General features: G+C 67.5%; 13 protein-coding genes. 6 read left to right on the plus strand and 7 right to left on the minus strand.

The window, feature by feature from the left end:
• The first annotated feature begins 482 nt into the window (after positions 1-482).
• The gene (locus tag TY25_RS34270; RefSeq protein ID WP_042263551.1) at positions 483-767 is read left to right on the plus strand and encodes a hypothetical protein; all 285 of its coding nucleotides are present in this window, start codon (positions 483-485) and stop codon (positions 765-767) included.
• A gap of 104 nt (positions 768-871) precedes the next feature.
• On the opposite strand, the gene TY25_RS34275 is transcribed toward TY25_RS34270, so the two are convergent.
• The 6 genes from TY25_RS34275 to TY25_RS34300 all read right to left on the minus strand — a co-directional run bounded on the left by TY25_RS34275 (position 872) and on the right by TY25_RS34300 (position 7,293).
• Positions 872-1,174 (minus strand): WXG100 family type VII secretion target, encoded by a 303-nt coding sequence (locus TY25_RS34275; protein WP_042263403.1) that lies wholly within the window; start codon positions 1,172-1,174, stop codon positions 872-874.
• Positions 1,175-1,210: 36 nt separating this feature from the next.
• Positions 1,211-1,528, minus strand: coding sequence for a WXG100 family type VII secretion target (locus tag TY25_RS34280; RefSeq protein ID WP_014981793.1), 318 nt, complete (start codon positions 1,526-1,528; stop codon positions 1,211-1,213).
• 420 nt (positions 1,529-1,948) lie between these two features.
• Positions 1,949-3,493, minus strand: a complete 1,545-nt coding sequence (locus TY25_RS34285; RefSeq protein ID WP_042263407.1) for a serine/threonine-protein kinase — start codon at positions 3,491-3,493, stop codon at positions 1,949-1,951.
• 76 nt (positions 3,494-3,569) lie between these two features.
• A complete protein-coding gene (locus TY25_RS34290; protein ID WP_042263409.1) occupies positions 3,570-4,799 on the minus strand; it encodes a DUF7373 family lipoprotein in 1,230 nt (409 codons plus the stop codon).
• Positions 4,796-5,989 carry a DUF7373 family lipoprotein gene (locus TY25_RS34295; protein WP_226887063.1) on the minus strand — a complete coding sequence of 398 codons (1,194 nt, stop codon included), beginning with the start codon at positions 5,987-5,989 and terminating at the stop codon, positions 4,796-4,798. The genes TY25_RS34290 and TY25_RS34295 overlap by 4 nt, the downstream gene beginning before the upstream one ends.
• 98 nt (positions 5,990-6,087) lie before the next feature.
• Positions 6,088-7,293, minus strand: coding sequence for a DUF7373 family lipoprotein (locus TY25_RS34300; RefSeq protein ID WP_042263414.1), 1,206 nt, complete (start codon positions 7,291-7,293; stop codon positions 6,088-6,090).
• A 145-nt stretch (positions 7,294-7,438) separates the two neighbouring features.
• Here TY25_RS34300 and TY25_RS34305 point away from each other — a divergent pair, with 145 nt between their 5' ends.
• Complete coding sequence (locus TY25_RS34305) at positions 7,439-9,022, plus strand: FHA domain-containing protein (RefSeq protein WP_042263416.1); 1,584 nt, start codon at positions 7,439-7,441, stop codon at positions 9,020-9,022.
• A gap of 16 nt (positions 9,023-9,038) precedes the next feature.
• On the opposite strand, the gene TY25_RS34310 is transcribed toward TY25_RS34305, so the two are convergent.
• Positions 9,039-10,487, minus strand: coding sequence for a neutral zinc metallopeptidase (locus TY25_RS34310; RefSeq protein ID WP_042263418.1), 1,449 nt, complete (start codon positions 10,485-10,487; stop codon positions 9,039-9,041).
• A gap of 107 nt (positions 10,488-10,594) precedes the next feature.
• Here TY25_RS34310 and TY25_RS34315 point away from each other — a divergent pair, with 107 nt between their 5' ends.
• The 4 genes from TY25_RS34315 (at position 10,595) to rpsI (ending at position 16,152) form a co-directional block, all read left to right on the plus strand.
• Positions 10,595-13,102, plus strand: coding sequence for an FHA domain-containing protein (locus tag TY25_RS34315; RefSeq protein ID WP_042263420.1), 2,508 nt, complete (start codon positions 10,595-10,597; stop codon positions 13,100-13,102).
• 76 nt (positions 13,103-13,178) lie between these two features.
• The gene (locus TY25_RS44310; RefSeq protein WP_370466203.1) at positions 13,179-15,014 is read left to right on the plus strand and encodes a hypothetical protein; all 1,836 of its coding nucleotides are present in this window, start codon (positions 13,179-13,181) and stop codon (positions 15,012-15,014) included.
• Positions 15,015-15,175: 161 nt separating this feature from the next.
• On the plus strand, positions 15,176-15,619 hold the full coding sequence (gene rplM / locus TY25_RS34325) for a 50S ribosomal protein L13 (protein ID WP_014981802.1): 444 nt from the start codon (positions 15,176-15,178) through the stop codon (positions 15,617-15,619).
• Between the two features lie 17 nt (positions 15,620-15,636).
• Positions 15,637-16,152, plus strand: coding sequence for a 30S ribosomal protein S9 (rpsI, locus tag TY25_RS34330; RefSeq protein ID WP_042263422.1), 516 nt, complete (start codon positions 15,637-15,639; stop codon positions 16,150-16,152).
• Positions 16,153-16,167: the final 15 nt, after the last annotated feature.

Below are 16,167 nucleotides of genomic sequence, written 5' to 3' on the forward strand. Positions count from 1 at the left end.
GAATTATGCACGCTACCAATCCCTTTGCGCGCAATCGCCGGTATAGGGCGGGTACCTGATGCTCACGCACCCTTTCTGAGCTGACGCACCCTTAATGACAGGCCATAACGCGTGCGAGGCATCAGAAGGTGTGCGGGGCATCAGAATGGGTGCGCGAACGCGGAGCCCGACGCCAGTTCGCCTGTTCTGCCCTTTGCGTGCGAGCGCCGGTGCTAGGTGTGTATCTGTTCCTCGCGCACCCTTTCTGAGCTGACGCACCCTTTATGGCCTGCCGTAACGGGTGCGGGGCATCAGAACGGGTGCGGGAACTCGGAGTCCAACGGCGGTTCGCCCGTCCTGGCAAACCCATTGCGCGCTGGCAGTAAACGAGGTGCAATCTGTTCGGAGTGGGGTTGGCTGCGGCTCTCGCGGAATCGATCGTCTGACACGTTATCGGATCTGTGCGCGGCACCAGAATCTGGGCGCGAGCAAAGGGGCGCGACATGCGGAAGCTGCGATTCGTGCGCTGCGGCGACGGGCTGACTTACGAGTTCGTCCGCGCCGGTGCGGCTTACGGATATCCGGCGTACCGGCGAGGGGACAGTGACATTTGGTGCCGGCGACTTCCCGACTACGGCTGGGCCGTTTCGGCCGAGTCCGGTGTGGTGCTGAGTCGCCCCTTCGATGATGCGGGCCGAGGTGCGCTGCCGCCGACCGGAGTGTGGGTGAGTCGCAAAGGGGAAAGGTCGTATATCTACCGCTTATTCCACAGCGACGAGGAAGCCTGAGAAGTCGGCGGCACCGTGGAGTTCAGCGGATTACCTTGACCCACAACAAATTCGGGCCCCCGGCATGCAGCATGCCGGGGGCCCGAATCGCCGAGACGGGTTTCTCAGAAGAGTCCCGCAAGGGTGGTGTCGGTGCTCTGCAGGTCCGTGTTGCCCTGGTCGACGAGCTTGCCCGCGGTCTCCAGCGTGGTGTTCAGCTGGGTGACGTTGGTGTTCCACTGCGCCTGGAGGGAGGCAAACGCGTCGTTCGCGTCACCCTTCCAGTAGTTGGTCACGAAGTCGGTGACCTGCTTGTGGAAGTCCTCGAGCATGGACATGACGTTCCGTGCTTCGGTGACGATCGACTGTGCGCCGGCCGAGACCTCACCGAAATTGGAGGCAATGGTTCCTGGGTTGTTTGCAGCCATCTGGAGCTCCTTATCGTCTGATGGTCTGGTTGTCGATCAGGGAAGGTCCAGGCTGGAAGCCTGCGCCGCAACCTGCTGGGCGAACTGCTGGTCCTGATCGGCAAACTTGGTGCCCGCGTGGGCCAGCTTGTCGGAGGTCTGGTCCAGCTGATCGTTCAGCTTCTTCGCCTGCGCGAAGTAATTGTCCATCAGCGTGTCGAACGCGCCGCGCGCCGCGCCACTCCACGTAGCCGTGGTGGCATCCGACTTTGCATTCAGCGCCGTGATCGAGGCCTGCAGATCGCTGTGCCGCTGACGGCAGTTCTCCGTGAACTTCCGGATCGCTTCCTCGCTCGCTTCGAGCTGTCCTGCCATTTCGGCTCCTTTCGGTTCCCGTCTCGGCCAACGGCGGACGCCCTGGTTGGCCTGTACATCTGATTGGACGCTGTTCGGTCCTGATCGGTTCCATCTCGACCCGAGAAAGTTTCGAGACGGCTCACATGATCAGTTCCGGCGTCGTCGACCAGTACTTTTCGTGTGTTCAAGCCCCATCAGGGTCGCTCTACAGACACGGCCGATCACATGCCGCCAGCGCTCGGCTCCCCTCCTTCCCCCTGCTCGCTGTGTGTTGATCGGCGAGTGGGCTGGCTGCGGTACACCTTACCGAACGCCTATGAGTACCGCTACCAGCAGAGCGAACCGCTTCGAAAGCAAAAATCGGCGCCATGTACTGCGGTTATCCGCGGATCGCAAATTCGTCCGTGGCACGATGTCGCGGAATTACGCGACGGTTGTTTACTTCACCCGATTACGGAGTAAGGGCACCAGCTTGTCTAGCAGGGTTCGTTCCGAACCAGCCGTCCAACTCCGCAGCGCGGCGACGGCGGCGGGATCGTCCAGCACGATGACCGTGGCCCGGGTGCCCGCCACCTGATACGGCAGTCCGCGCAGGCCACCGTTGCCGGCTTCCTCGTCGCTGCGCACCGCGAGGACATAGCTGTCCGGCGCCACCTCGAGCGCACCGCTGGTGGTCAACGCGCGCGGCGAGGTCTCCTCGCCCTGCTTCGCGTAGTTGAAGTTGTAGACGAAGCCCAGATCCTCGAGGAACTTGGCCGGCGCGGTACCGCCGAGGAAAGCCGCGATCTGCTTGGTTCGCGGTACATCCACCATGGTGATGACCTTGCCGCGAAACACCGGATTGTCGGCTCGCGCCTGTTCGACCGAGGTCGCGCCGCTCGCGATGACCGTCGAGGGCGTGGCCGGCGCATCGGGCGTACTGCTGCTGCCGCCGCTGACCGCCCAGATACCGAATCCCGCGGCCAGCGTGATGACGACCGCGCCGATCTCCACGGCGATCAGCCTGCGCTTGCGCCGCTTCGGCGACACGGGGGCCTGGCCGTGCGGGCCGGACTGCGCGACCCGCGGATCGGTGGGCGGGCGGGGGTCGACGACCTGGACGGGATAGGTCGGGGAGGTGTTGGTCGCGCCGGGGTTGTAGCCGGGGACGAGGGCATTGGCCGCCGCGTCGGTGAGCTCGCGGCAGGAATTGAACCGGTCGGCGGGATTCTTCGCCATGGCTCTGGCGAAGACCTGATCGATGGCCGGCGGCAAACCGGGGTGCACGGCGGTCGCCGCCGGTGGCGGCTCGTGCAGGTGGCCCATCATGACCAGCGCGGGTTGCGTTGCGGGATAAGGATTGCGGCCGGTGAGCAGCTTGAAGAAGGAGCAGGCCAGGCTGTAGATGTCGGCGTGGTGGTCGAGCCGTTCGCCGGTGAGCTGCTCGGGCGGGGCGTAGGCGATGGTGGCGACGAAGCTGCCGGTCTGGGTGAGCTCGGTGGTGTCGTCGTTGGATTTGGCCACGCCGAAATCGGTGAGCAGCACCCGCTCTTCATCGCCGTCGGTGGCGGAGAGCAGGAAGTTGGCGGGCTTGATGTCGCGGTGCAGCAGCCCTTTCCGGTGCGCGTAGTCCAGGCCCTTGCCGACCTCGGTGGTGATCCGCAGTGCCCGTAGCGGATTCATCGCGTGCGGATCGCGGGCGATCTCGGCGGAGGCGTCGATGCCGTCGACGTACTGCATGGCGATCCACAGTTGGCCGTGCTCCTCGCCGCGGTTGTATACCGAGACGATATTCGGATGGTCGAGGCCCGCCGCGAGATTGGCTTCGCGTTCGAAGCGGGCCCGGAACTCGTGGTCGCTGCTGAGTTCGGGACTGAGTACCTTGAGCGCGTCCATGCGCGGAAGGCTGGGGTGTTTGGCGAGGTAGACCGTGCCCATACCGCCGGCTCCGAGTACTCGATCGATGCGGTACCCGCCCACGATGGTGCCGGGGCTCATCGCCATAGTCCACAATCTCCTGACTCGGTCTTTCCCACGCAGCAGCATACTGGACTGCTCGAACCCGCCGCGGCGCCGCGCATTACCGGCTGTTCGCGAAAAGCGAGTATTGCGCGGCCGCGCGTTGCTGGGCGTCGGCGAGCTGATTCGCCGAGACGAAACCCACATATTCCCGATACGCGACAATGCAGGTGAATCGTTTGCTGCCGCTGACGCCGGTTTTGTTTTCCACACACGCCGAGTCGGGCAGATTGGCCGGTGCGTCCGCATTGGCCCCGGCGAGGGTCGGAGTGATCCGGTCCGCGACCACCTTTCGCGCCGCGTCGGGTCCCGCGGTGTGCACCACCAGCGTGCCCGCGGACAGCGCGAACCGGTCTGCCCGCATGTCGGCGAAGCGCTGTTTCGCGTAGTCGCGATCGCGGGTGTAATGCAGCACACCACGCCCGCCCAGCAGGGCGTAGCTGTCGTCGAAACTCGGCCGCTTGGCCTTGTCCGGGTTCAGCGCGCGGCTGAGCAGATGGTCGGGATCCCAAGGCAACTGGAGCAGCTGCTCTTCCGACAGCACCGGAAGTTGGTCCAGCAGCGCGAGTTGGGTGCTGTAGGCCTTCTCCGCCAATGCGACCAGGTCGTTGAGCACGGGGGCCGGGGTCGAGACCAGGAAGCCGATCACATACGGGCCATGTGCCATGGTGGTGCGCAGGAACGGCGAGTCGGGCCGCCAATGCGCATGCGCTTCAGCGTATTTCGGTAGCGGCACCGGCTGGTTCTGTTCGCGGTAGGCGCCGAAGTCGGCATCGTAGAACTCGGTCGCCGCGATCTTCGCCCGCTCGGCATCCGGGAACTGCATGACGATGGTGCTGACCGTCGTCGAGTTCGGTTGCCGCTTGGTCGGCCACGACGAGGTGAAGTTGCTGCTGTTGTTGTCCGAGCCGTTGGACTTGAACCCGTAGATCATCTTGTGCCGCTTGGCGATCGGCTCGAGATCGGTGGGACGGCCGAGTTCGTCGGGCATCACGCCGCTGGAGATGCTCCAGGACAGCGAGCCGTATTTCATCCGGGGATCGATGTCGTAGGCGGAGGCGACGTAGTCGGCCAGCCGCATCGCGGCGACCTCGCGCATTTCGTAGAAGGTCGGCCGGTAGTCGTCGTCGTGCGCGTTCAACGGCACGGTCGGGTAATTGCCGACATCGAGTTGGCGAATATCGATTTCGCCGGGTTGAGCCGTGCCGGACACGGTCGACCCGCACGCGGCGAGCAGCGTCATCGCGCAGCAGGCGAGGGCGGCGATGCGGCCGGCGCGCATGGAATTCATCGGGCATTCACCAGAATTGCGTATTGCGCAGATATTCGCTGTTGCGCGTCCAGCAGTTGATGCGACCAGGAGAATGCGGCGTACCGGCCCTGGGAGACCGAACAATAGAAGCGGACCGCCATCGCCTGGGTGCCGATGTATTCCTTGCATTTGGCCACCGGCAGCTGCTGCGGCGACTCGGCACTCTTGAAGCGTTTGGTGAGCCCGCCGCGGTCGGCGCGGAACTTCGCGGCCGCGGCGGCGTCGCGCGCCCGGTAGACGTTGGTGGCGTCGACGGCGAACCGATCCACTCCGGCCTCCTCGATGAGCCTGCGGTCCTCGGCCGGATCGGTGGTGAAGTGCAGTGCGGCATGGCCGTTGTACGCACCCGGAGGATCGATCCAGGAATCCTCGCGCGGCCGGGGGAGGGTGCGGCTGAGCATGTTGTCGTAATCGATCGGCTGGTTCAGCAGCTGGTCGGCCGGTGTCGGCGTGAACTTGCCGATCGCGGGGACGATCGTGTCGAGGCTCTTTTCGACCAGCGCGAACAATGCGGGCAGGTCCACCTTCTCCAGGAAGATCTTCAGGTAGTCGTAGATCCAGGTGTAGACGACGAATTTGCCGGTGGCGAACCAGGAGCCGATCGATTGCTGCGTCGGTTGCCAATGTGCGCGCGCCGCAGGGTATTTCGGGATCTGCACTCGTTCGTTCTGCGGTGCGGCCTCGAAATCGACCCGCTCCAGCGCCTCGGCGGCCGCGGCGGCGCGCTGTTCGTCCGGGAAGATCATGACCGCGTTGAACAGGTCACGGCCCTGGTTGCGCACGTCGGTGCTGCCATTGCTGAGAAAACCGGCGACGAAATCCGGCGCCGCCTCGGCGAAACGATCGATGCTCATGATCTTGCCGAGAGAATTGCGCGGGTCGATGAAAACCGTGGAGACCGACGGATTGCCCTCGCGGAACGCGGGATCGATATCCGACGCGACGGGCACGAAGTTCCCGAGCCGCTCGGCCTCGATGAAGCGGGCCTGGTCGGCGTTCTTCACCGGCCCCAATTCGCGCGGTGTCGTGGGATAGCTGCCGACGTCCAGGCGGGCGATATCGATCACCGGATCCGCAGTGACCTGCGGCGATGTGCCGCACGCGCTGCCGAGCGCCAGTGTGCCCGCAATGACCAAGGCACCCGCGGTGCGCGCAGGTATCGATGTCACGCCGAACTGCAAACCGGCCCTCCCCGTACTGTGGTCGTCTCGCGGGATACTAACTCACCGCGTCGGCGGGCACAGGACCATAAGGTTCGGGGCCTCGCTCAGAGGCTGTTCGCGAGCAACGCGTATTCGGCCGCCACCTTCTGCCGGACGTCGGGTTCTTTGTCGCTGGTCACGACGCCCACATAACGTTTGTAGGTGACGTAGCAGCGGAACTTGTATTCCCGGTCGGGATTGCCTTTGCTGTTCAGCTGCAGGCATTTGGCGCCGGGCACGTCCTTCGGCGCACCGAGGGTGTCGTAGTGCGCGCCTTCGCTTTCCATCAATCCGGCGGCGAGTTTCTGCGCGGCCGCCGCATCCCGGGCGCGGGCGACATAACTGTCGTCGGCCACGGCGGTGCGGTCCACGCCCGCGTCCTGGACCAGGCGCAGATGCGCGGCCTCGTCGTCGGAGCGGTGCACCATGTGATCGGCGCCGAAAACGGCGAAGGTGGCGGTATCGGGGGTGCGGCTCTTGCGGTCGCTCACCGCCACCCGGGCGAGCAGATCCTCCGGATCGACCTTCAGGTCCTTGATCTTCTCCTGGGGGGTGGCCTGGAATTTGTCGAGCTGCGCGAGCTGGGCGGTGAGCGTCTTGTCGACCCAACTCACCAGGTCCGCGCTGTCGGCGCGCGGGCGCTGGATGAACAGGGAGATGACGAACTCCTTGTAGGCGACGAAGGTGCCGATGGTGGGAACGCCTGGGCGCCAATGGATGTAGGCGTCCGGATACTTCGTCGACGGCAGCTTGCGGTTCTCCGGGGAGACGGAGATATCGACATCTTCGAGCTCGCGGGCGGCGAGTTTCGCGGTCGCCGGATCGGGGAAACGGAACAACGCGTTGGTCACCGCGGTGGCCTCGGGCGCGGGATTGGTCTGCCCGTCGGGGTCCGGCTTGTCGGCGCCGCTGGCCGCGTAGCCGACGATGAGCTTGCGATTGTCGAAGACCGGCTTGGAGACCTTGGCGACGAAATCGAGCGCCTGCTCGGCGTCGGCGATCACCGTGCTGCCCCGGCCGACCTTCAGCGAAGAATCGATCTGCACGGTCGGCACCACGGCGTCGGACATCCGCATGCCCTCGAGTAGTGCGGCTTTGTCGCCGGGATCCTGGTTGTACCGGTGCCGATCGACGGCATAGGTGCCGACTTCCAGCTGGCGCACGTCGAGCTCGCCCGCCGTAGCGGTGCCCCGCACGCCGCCGCAGCCGGTCAGCAGACCAGTCAAAGCGATACACGACGCGGCGAGTGCGATACGTGATGTCCGAACCATGACGGGTCCTCGTTTCGTTCACTTGCTCACACCGAAGTTACCGGACGGACGCCTGGGAGGGGGGTCGATAGTTGTGGGATTGCAATACCCTGGTTCTCGTGGCGACGACCGTGCAGCGCACCCTCGACAGAGGCCGATTCCTTTGATGGATCGGCAGGTCGAGGTCGTTGTCGGCAGTCATGCGGTGGCGCGGGTCGCGGGGGCGCTGGTGGTCGTCGGGCACCGCGGGCCGGGTCGGCCGACGCCGGATTCGCCCGCCGCGCTGGCCGCGGAATCGCTGGCCGAGCTGGTCCGGGAGGCGACCGAACAGGACCGGACCGCACCCGGTGCGCTGATCGCCAGGCAGGCCACCCGCTGGCTGATGAAGTCCGCCGAGCAGATCAGTCCGGGGGAGCCGATCGACTTCGGCATCCTCTCGCCCGCCGAGGCCGGCGGGGTGGCGATATTCCTGCACGGGGCCGTGACCGCGGTACTGGTGGGTGACGGCACGGTCGAGCGGCACCGCGGCAGCGACGCGGCGTTCACCGTCGATCGGGTGGCGAGTACCCCGGCGCGGGCCGCCGCGCTGTTCGTCGACGATGCCAAAGGGCGGACACCCGAGGTACCCGCGGAACGTGGAATCGGTTGGCTGGTCGAGGGTCTCGCGCAGGCGGGCGGGGCGATCGTCTGGACCGACGGCGCGCGCGCCGCGAGCCGACCGGAGGCGGCGGCCCGCGAGGCCAGGCGCAGGCGCGAAGAAGAAGCGCCGCTGCCGACCGCGCGGATCGACCACGAGCCGCCGCAACGTCCTGCCACACCGCAGCGACTCGGCTCGGCACCGCTCTACGACGCGTCGCCGCGGCAGCGTGATGGTTCTCCGTCGCAGCGCGATGGCGAGCGGCAGCAGCAGGCTGCCGCGTCGCCGCAACCCGGTGTCGCCTCGCCGCAGCGCAGTGCCTCCACGCCGCAGCCCGATGTCGCTGTGCCACAATCCGATGCCTCGTCGGTGCGGCGCGATGTCTCCGCCCCGCCGCCGGATGTCTTGACCCCGCAGCCTGATGTCTCGGCCCCGCCACCCGATGTCTCGGCTTCGCAGCCCGATGTGCCGTCGCCGCAGCGGGCGACCGAGTCGCACACCGCGGCGCAGTCGCACGCCGCCGATACCGACCTGCAGCACGCGGTCACGCAGATGCGGGGCACGACGCCCGCGCCGCCCCCGGATCCGGATCTCCAGCGCAGACTCGAGGCGACGGCGAAGGCCACCGCGCTCACGGTCAAGGTGATGGGGTTCAAGTGCGCCCGCGCGCATCCCAGCGATCCGCGCTCGGCGTTCTGCACGGTGTGCGGCATGCCGGTGGACCAGACCCAGGCGCTGATCGAGGTGGTCCGGCCGCCGCTCGGCATGCTCGTCCTCGACGACGGCATGACCTACACCCTGGCCGCCGACGCGGTGCTCGGCCGCGATCCGGAGCATTCCGATGCGGCGCAGCGCGGCCTGGTCCCGCTGCGGGTCGACGATTCCTCCGGCGGCATGTCCCGGGCGCACGCCGAGATCCACCTGTTGAATTGGGATGTGACGGTGGTGGATCGGGGCTCGACCAACGGCACCCGCACCCGGCTGCCCGGCTACCGCGACTGGATCCGCTTGGCGCCCAACCAATCCATGGTGCTGGTGGCCGGGGCCGAGGTCATGCTCGGCAACCGGGTGCTGCGCTTCGAACATCTGGCGCCACCGCCGTTCGGCCGCTGACTCCGCGCGCAGGCGCTCAGGAGTATCGCGACATGCAGGTGTTCTCGCCGTTGAGCACCCCGGCGCGGAAGGCGTCCACCCGCGCGAAGCCGCTCGGGACCGTTTGGCCTTGGACATCGCTGGCCGCCAGGCCGTCGGTGAGCAGACCGGACACCGCTTCGTCGAGATCGCCTGCGGCGAGGCCGATATCGCCCTGCGAGCTGGGCCGGTTCGGCATCGCGAGCTTGCCGGTGACCACGCCGGACAGGCAGGCGGCCCGCAGGCCGGTCTTCGCTCCGACCAGCTGCTGGCCGTGATTCTGCTGCACCGCAAGGGTGTAGCGGGAGATGAAGACGATGTAACCGTTGTAGTCGCCGGTGACCTTCAGCGGCAGCGGATCGTCCACGTCCCAGTTGGAGGTGCCGCGCTGGGCGAGCGCGGGGATATCGGTGCCGATGGTGTTCTTCTCCGGGCAGTAGCTGACCGGCTCGGTGGTGGCGCCGTTGCGGCAGTCGAGTTGGGCGCCGTGGTAGTCGTAGGTCGGGCTCGGCTTGGTCGGCAGCAGTGCGCCGAGGGCCTTGCTGAGCTCGATCAGGTTTTCCTTGGTGATCGCGTATTCGCCGCGGCCGGTATCGCCCTTGAAGTCCTTGGGCAGGTTGCCGCGCCGCTCGTTGATCTCGTCGATATCGATGCGCTTGCAGCCCTTGGGCCCGTCGGTGAAACCGACCTGCACTGCGGTCACCCGCTCGAACGCCGAACCGTGCACGCTCTCCGGGTCGTCGGGGTCGGAATCACGGATGGCCACGGTGGCGGCGAGCACGGAGTTGAGCCCGTCGGAGGTGTTGATGGTGAAGTGCTTCGACTTGCCCTCGGCGACCGAGCGCATGAACGCGCCCGCAAAGCAGTCGGCCTGCTGCTCCTTGACGATCACCGGGTCCTTGGCGCCGACCAGCTTGGCCATGGTCTGCACCGCGTGCCCGTATTCGTGCGCGAGCACCATGACCACCGCCATTTTGCCGAAGGTCTCCTCCATGGCGGGCAGCAGCACCGACCGGTCCCAGCCGATCGAGTTGTCCAGCCTGCAGTAGGCGGCGTTCACCAGGCGATAGGTGGTCTCCTTGCAGAACTCGAGCGAGTCACCGCGCGGCGCCTTCGCGCTCCACGAGATCAACTTGTCGACCGGCTTGAAATCATTGCCCTCGAACTCGTTGCCGAATTCCGCGCGCCAGTAGGCCTGGATGTCCTCGACGGCGTTGAGGGCGAGCTTGTCCTCGGCGCTGCCGTCCCCGTTGGTGGCGGTCAGGGTGCTGTCCGGGACACCGGCGCGGGGGCCGTTGGGACCGCTGGTGGTGGGTAGCCCCGCGACCTTGAACGGGTCGTCGTAGATCGAGACGGCGCGGCCGTCGACCAGCCTGGTGCAGCCCGCGACCAGCACCACAACGATCAGCGCGGCGGTAATGAGCGCCGTCGCATGGGCTTTCGGCAAAGCTCCCCCTTGTCGGCCGGTATCACGTTCACATCGGTCGCCGGATCGGGGCAAGAGGCGCGTCGGGGGCACCGCCGATGTCCGGGTGATGGAATAGTATCCGCTGCATGTCTTCACCGGGGGCGCAGACCATCACCGTGCGCCATGATGGAAACGAACGAGTATTCGATTCGAGTCAGCCGGTCACCATGGGCCGCGCGCCGGAGGTGACGCTATTCGTCGACAGCCCGCTGGTTTCGCGGGTCCACGCGACGCTCACCTGGCAGGGTAGCGCCTGGGTGCTCGCGGACAACGGAAGCACCAACGGTGTCTTCGTGGACGCGCGGCGACTGACCCAGCCGGTGTCGATCGATCGGCCGACGCAGGTGCGCCTCGGCGACGCGATCAGCGGTCCGCTGCTCCATCTGCTGCCCGCCAATCCACAACCCCCGCAGCGTCCGGCGGGACGTCCGCCGCAGTCGGGGCAGGTGCCGCAGTCGGGCCAGCAGCCGATGGCCGGCCAGCCGCCGATGGCGGGGCCGCGGCCGGTGCAGCAGTTCCAGCGCCCGGCGTATCAGCCGCCGCAGGACGCGCCCCAGCCGATCAACCCCAACATGACCCACCGGGCGGACAGCTCGAACATGCCGCCGGTGCGGGCCAGGGCCTCGACCGCGGCGATCGCGCGCGCCGATCGGCTGCCGGCCGGCGGGCTCTCGATCGGCCGCACCACCGACAACCAGATCGTCGTCAACGATCCGCTCGCCTCGCGTAAGCACGCGCGCCTCGTCGCCACCGCCGAGGGCCTCACCCTCGAGGACCTCGGCTCGGCGAACGGCACGTTCGTCAACGGCCACCGGCAGCAGCGGGTGGTGCTGCGCGAGCGCGACATCATCACCGTCGGCAACGTCGACTTCGTGGTCCAGCAGGGCACTTTGGTGCACCGGCAGAAGCCGGTCGCCGAACAGGGGCTCGCGGTGCACGGTGTCGGGTTCACCGTCGAGGGCAACAAGCAACTGCTCGTCGATGTGAACATGCAGGCCAGCCGGGGCACGCTGACCGCGTTGATCGGTCCGTCCGGCGCGGGCAAATCCACGCTGTCCCGTTTGATCGCGGGTACCACCCGTCCCTCGGGTGGTGTGGTCACCTTCGAAGGCCGCAATCTGCATGCCGAATACGAGGCGTTGCGCTCCCGCATCGGCATGGTGCCGCAGGACGACGTGCTGCACCGGCAGCTCACCGTGCGCCAGGCGCTCGGCTACGCGGCCGAGCTGCGGCTGCCGCCGGACAACAGCAAGGCCGACCGGCAACAGGTGATCGATGGTGTGCTGAAGGAACTTTCGCTCACCGAGCACGCCGACACCCGGGTGGACCGGCTCTCCGGCGGCCAGCGCAAACGCGCGTCGGTAGCGCTGGAACTGCTCACCGGTCCGTCGCTGCTGATCCTGGACGAACCCACCTCGGGTCTGGATCCGGCGCTGGACCGGCAGGTCATGGTGATGCTGCGCGAGCTGGCCGACGCGGGTCGCGTGGTGATCGTGGTGACGCACTCGGTCGCGCACCTGGACATGTGCGATCAGGTGCTCTTGCTCGCACCGGGTGGTAAGACCGCCTACTGCGGTAACCCGGCGGGTGTCGGCGCGGCGCTCGGCACCAGCGACTGGGCCGAGATCTTCGCCAACGTGGCGGCCAACCCGGACCAGGCCTTCGCGGCCTACCGATCCCGGCAGGCGTTCGCGCCGCCGCCACCGCCGCCACCCCAGCAGTACGGTTCGGTGGGCTCACCCCCGCAATCCAGTGGCGGGAAACAGTTCTCGACGCTCTCGCGCAGACAGATCCGGCTGATCCTGGCCGATCGCGGTTATCTGATCTTCCTCATCGTGATGCCGTTCATCCTCGGCGCGCTGTCGCTGGTGGTGCCCGGTAAGGACGGTTTCCAGCGGGGCGCGCTGAAGGCGCTGCCGGACGGCAGTTTCGTACCACAGGGCGGTGGGGAGACCCAGCAACTACTCGTGGTGCTGATCCTCGGCGCCTGCTTCATGGGTTCCACGCTCACCGTGCGTGACCTGGTCGGCGAGCGCACCATCTTCCAGCGCGAACGCGCGGTCGGGCTGCTGCCCTCGGCGTATCTGCTGGCGAAGATCGCGGTGTTCAGTTTCACCGCGCTGCTGCAGTCCGCGGTGCTGGTCGGCATCGTGCTCGCGGGTAAGAAGCGTCCCGGCGAGGGCGCGGTGCTGGCCTCGGGCAGCGCCGAGCTGTACATCGATATCGCGTTGACCGCGGTGTGCTGTGTCGTTGTCGGACTGCTGCTTTCGTCGCTGGCGAAGTCGAACGAGCAGGTGATGCCGCTGCTGGTGGTCGCCATCATGTGCCAGCTGGTGATGGCGGGCGGCCTGATCCCGGTCACCGGCCGGGTGGTGCTCGAGCAGGTGTCCTGGCTGTTCCCGGCTCGCTGGGGTTACGCGACGGGCGCCTCGACAGTGAACATTCGCGAAGTGTTCATCAACGCGCAGCCGGACAAGTTGTGGGAGCACACGCCGGGCATCTGGGCGCTGGACGTGGGCGTGCTGATCCTGCTCACCGTCGTGCTGGCCGTCATCACCTGGCGGCGACTCCGGCTGAAGAAGTCGGTGGCCTGATGCCGGTGCGATTTTCCGGCCACTACCGGGGGCTGCGGACAAGAGCGAGCATCTCGGCCGCATACCAGGCACACTTATGCCTGTGACGGTGCGAGTAGGGGCGGTACATCTCGGCTGGGATGTGGTGTCCGTAGCCGCGGGTGGCGGGGGCACGCCGATCCGCCCGGTGCAGGTGGAGGGTATGTGGACACCGCCCGCGTATTTGCTGGCGGATTCTTCGGGGCGGTTGCACACCGCCGGGGTGGACCGGCAGCGGCCCGACCTCGGCATGGCGATCGCCGATGTGCGCGACATCCTCGGCCACCCGCAGATCGTGGTGGCCGGGGCGACCTGGCCCGCGGAGCTGGTGTTCCGGGCTCGGATGTACAACCCGCTGGCCTCGATCGGTAAGCATCTGCGCGGCAAGCCCGACCTGGTGGCGTTGCCGTTCCCGGACGGCTGGCCGGACGAGAAGGTCGAGGTGTACGCCGCGCTGGTGGAACAGCTCGACGTGATCGTCGAGCCGCTGCCGGAGAGCATCGCGTTGTCGGGGTACGTGCGTGCGCTCGGTCTGGTGCATCCGCCGGATCAAGCTAGACCGAACGGCATCGGCGCGACCGGCGTGTACTCCGACGGCCGGACCGTGCTGGTGGTCGCGGTGCACGGCGACGACGAGCAGCCGACCGAATCGGTCGACGTGCCGGTGAGCCCGGAATCCATGCGAGACGCCAGGTCCGCGGACAATGTGGTGATCGAGGTGATGGCGGCGGCCCGCCGGATCGGCGCGGACACCTCGACGGTGCTGCTGTCCGGCAATGTGTGCTTCAACGAGGCCTTGCGGCTGGCTTTCCAGAACCACCTCGGGCACCGGTTGCAGGTCGCCGATCACCCGATGCACGCGCTGGTGCTCGGCGCCGCGCACCTGCTGGTCACCGATACCGAGATGGACGAACCGGAACCGGGCGGCAGGCATGCCGAGCCCGCGCCGCCGCGCGTCGATCCGACGCAGTACCAGGATCCGGGTCCGCAGCATCGGGACCAGGCGGGGCATTACCGACCCGAGTCCGCGCCGCCGCAGGCGCCGCCCGGCCAGCGGCAGGCCGGCGCCACCCAGCGGCAGGCGGAATCGCCTCGGCACCAAGCCGAGTCCGGTCAGCGGCAAGCCGAATCGCCGCAGCGGCAGGCGGAATCGCCCCAGCGGCAAGCCGAGTCCGCGCCGCGGCGTGCGGATACCGTGCCGCCGCGTCCCGTGCCGCCCGTGCAGTACGGCCCTGGTTATCCGAGCCAGGGCGATCTCGACGCGACCACCCGGCTCTCGCGCGAGGAAGCCTCGCGCGGACTGCCGCCGAACCTCGCCGAGCTGGGCAGCCGCTTCACCCGGCCGCCGGGGCAGCCCGCCGAGGAGCAGCGCGGTCCGGCGGGACCGCCGCAGAGCGGGCCGCCGCCCGGGCCGATCCCGCCCGGCGCGCGTTCGTATCAGGCGCCGCAGTCCGACGAGCCGGGGCGGCAGGGCCAGTGGCGTGAGCCGGGGTCCGAGCCGGACGACGACGAGGACAGACCCCGCAAGGGAAAACTGTGGAACAAGATGAAGGACAACCTGTTCGGCGCGCACACGGTGGTCGGCGCGGTGGCGCTCGCGGTGGTGGCGCTGCCGGGCAGCGGTGACCGGGTCGAGCTCACGGCGGCGGAGACGACGCTGACCGTGGCACCGGGTCCGGCGGTCGCGGACCTGATCGCCTGCCCGTTGACGCCGTATGTGACCAATGAGGTCCGTCCCGGCATCGCCGCGGTGCGCGGTCACGCGCCGGGAGCGCCGCGCACCGACCGGCGGGCCACCGAACCGGCATGCGAACAGCCGGGCGTCGACACCCTGCGCTACCTGCTGCCCGGCCCGCGGCGGGCGATCGATCCGGGGCCGCCGGTCGAGATCTGACGCGATTTCGGTCCGGCCTGCCCGGACTGGTATCGTGGCTCGTTGGCGTGCGGACGTACCGGGTAACCGGTCGTGCAATCGAGTCCCGGGTCTCCACCGGCCGCCGGGAGCGTTCGACCACACGCCTGGCCGGCAACACCGACGACAGACAGGGAAGCACTGTGCCTACGTACAGCCCCAAGGCTGGTGACGTGACCCGCAAGTGGTACGTCATCGACGCCACTGACGTAGTGCTCGGCCGTCTCGCCGTCCAGGCAGCGAATCTGCTGCGTGGCAAGACGAAGCCGACCTACGCACCGAACTTCGATGGTGGCGATTTCGTCATCATCATCAACGCCGACAAGGTTGCCATCAGCGGCAACAAGAAGGCGGACAAGCTGATCCACCACCACAGCGGGCACCCGGGCGGCCTCAAGTCGCGCACTGTCGGCCAGGTGTTGGAGAGCCGTCCGGACCGGCTCGTGGAGAAGGCCGTCAAGGGCATGATCCCGAAGAACAAGCTCGGCAACGCGATCGCGGGCAAGCTGAAGGTCTACGCGGGCCCCAGCCACCCGCACGCCGCTCAGCAGCCGATTCCGTTCGAGATCAAGCAGGTGGCGCAGTGAGTAACGGAGAAGATTCAGTGACCGCTCCTGAGGAATTCAACGAAGAAGCCGTCGCCGAGGAATTCGACGCTGTCGAGGTCGTCGAGGACGGCGAAGGCTACGACGAGGCCGAGGTCGGTGCGGAGAGCTTCGCGCCGATCGTGATCGACCGCCCGGTGCAGACCGTCGGCCGTCGTAAGGAAGCCGTCGTTCGCGTGCGCATGCTGCCGGGCTCCGGCAACTTCGTGCTCAACGGCCGCACCATCGAGGACTACTTCCCGAACAAGGTGCACCAGCAGCTGGTCAAGTCGCCGCTGGTGACCGTCGAGCGGACCGAGTCCTTCGACATCCACGCCCGCCTGGTCGGCGGCGGCCCGTCGGGACAGGCCGGCGCCCTGCGTCTGGCCATCGCCCGCGCGCTGATCGAGGTCACCCCGGACGACCGCCCCGCGCTGAAGCGGGCCGGCTTCCTGACCCGTGACCCGCGTGCCACCGAGCGCAAGAAGTACGGCCTCAAGAAGGCCCGTAAGGCTCCGCAGTACTCGAAGCGCTGATTTTGGCCTCGTCGT

This window comes from Nocardia brasiliensis NBRC 14402 (genome assembly GCF_000308475.2).
GTDB classification, from domain to species: domain Bacteria; phylum Actinomycetota; class Actinomycetes; order Mycobacteriales; family Mycobacteriaceae; genus Nocardia; species Nocardia brasiliensis.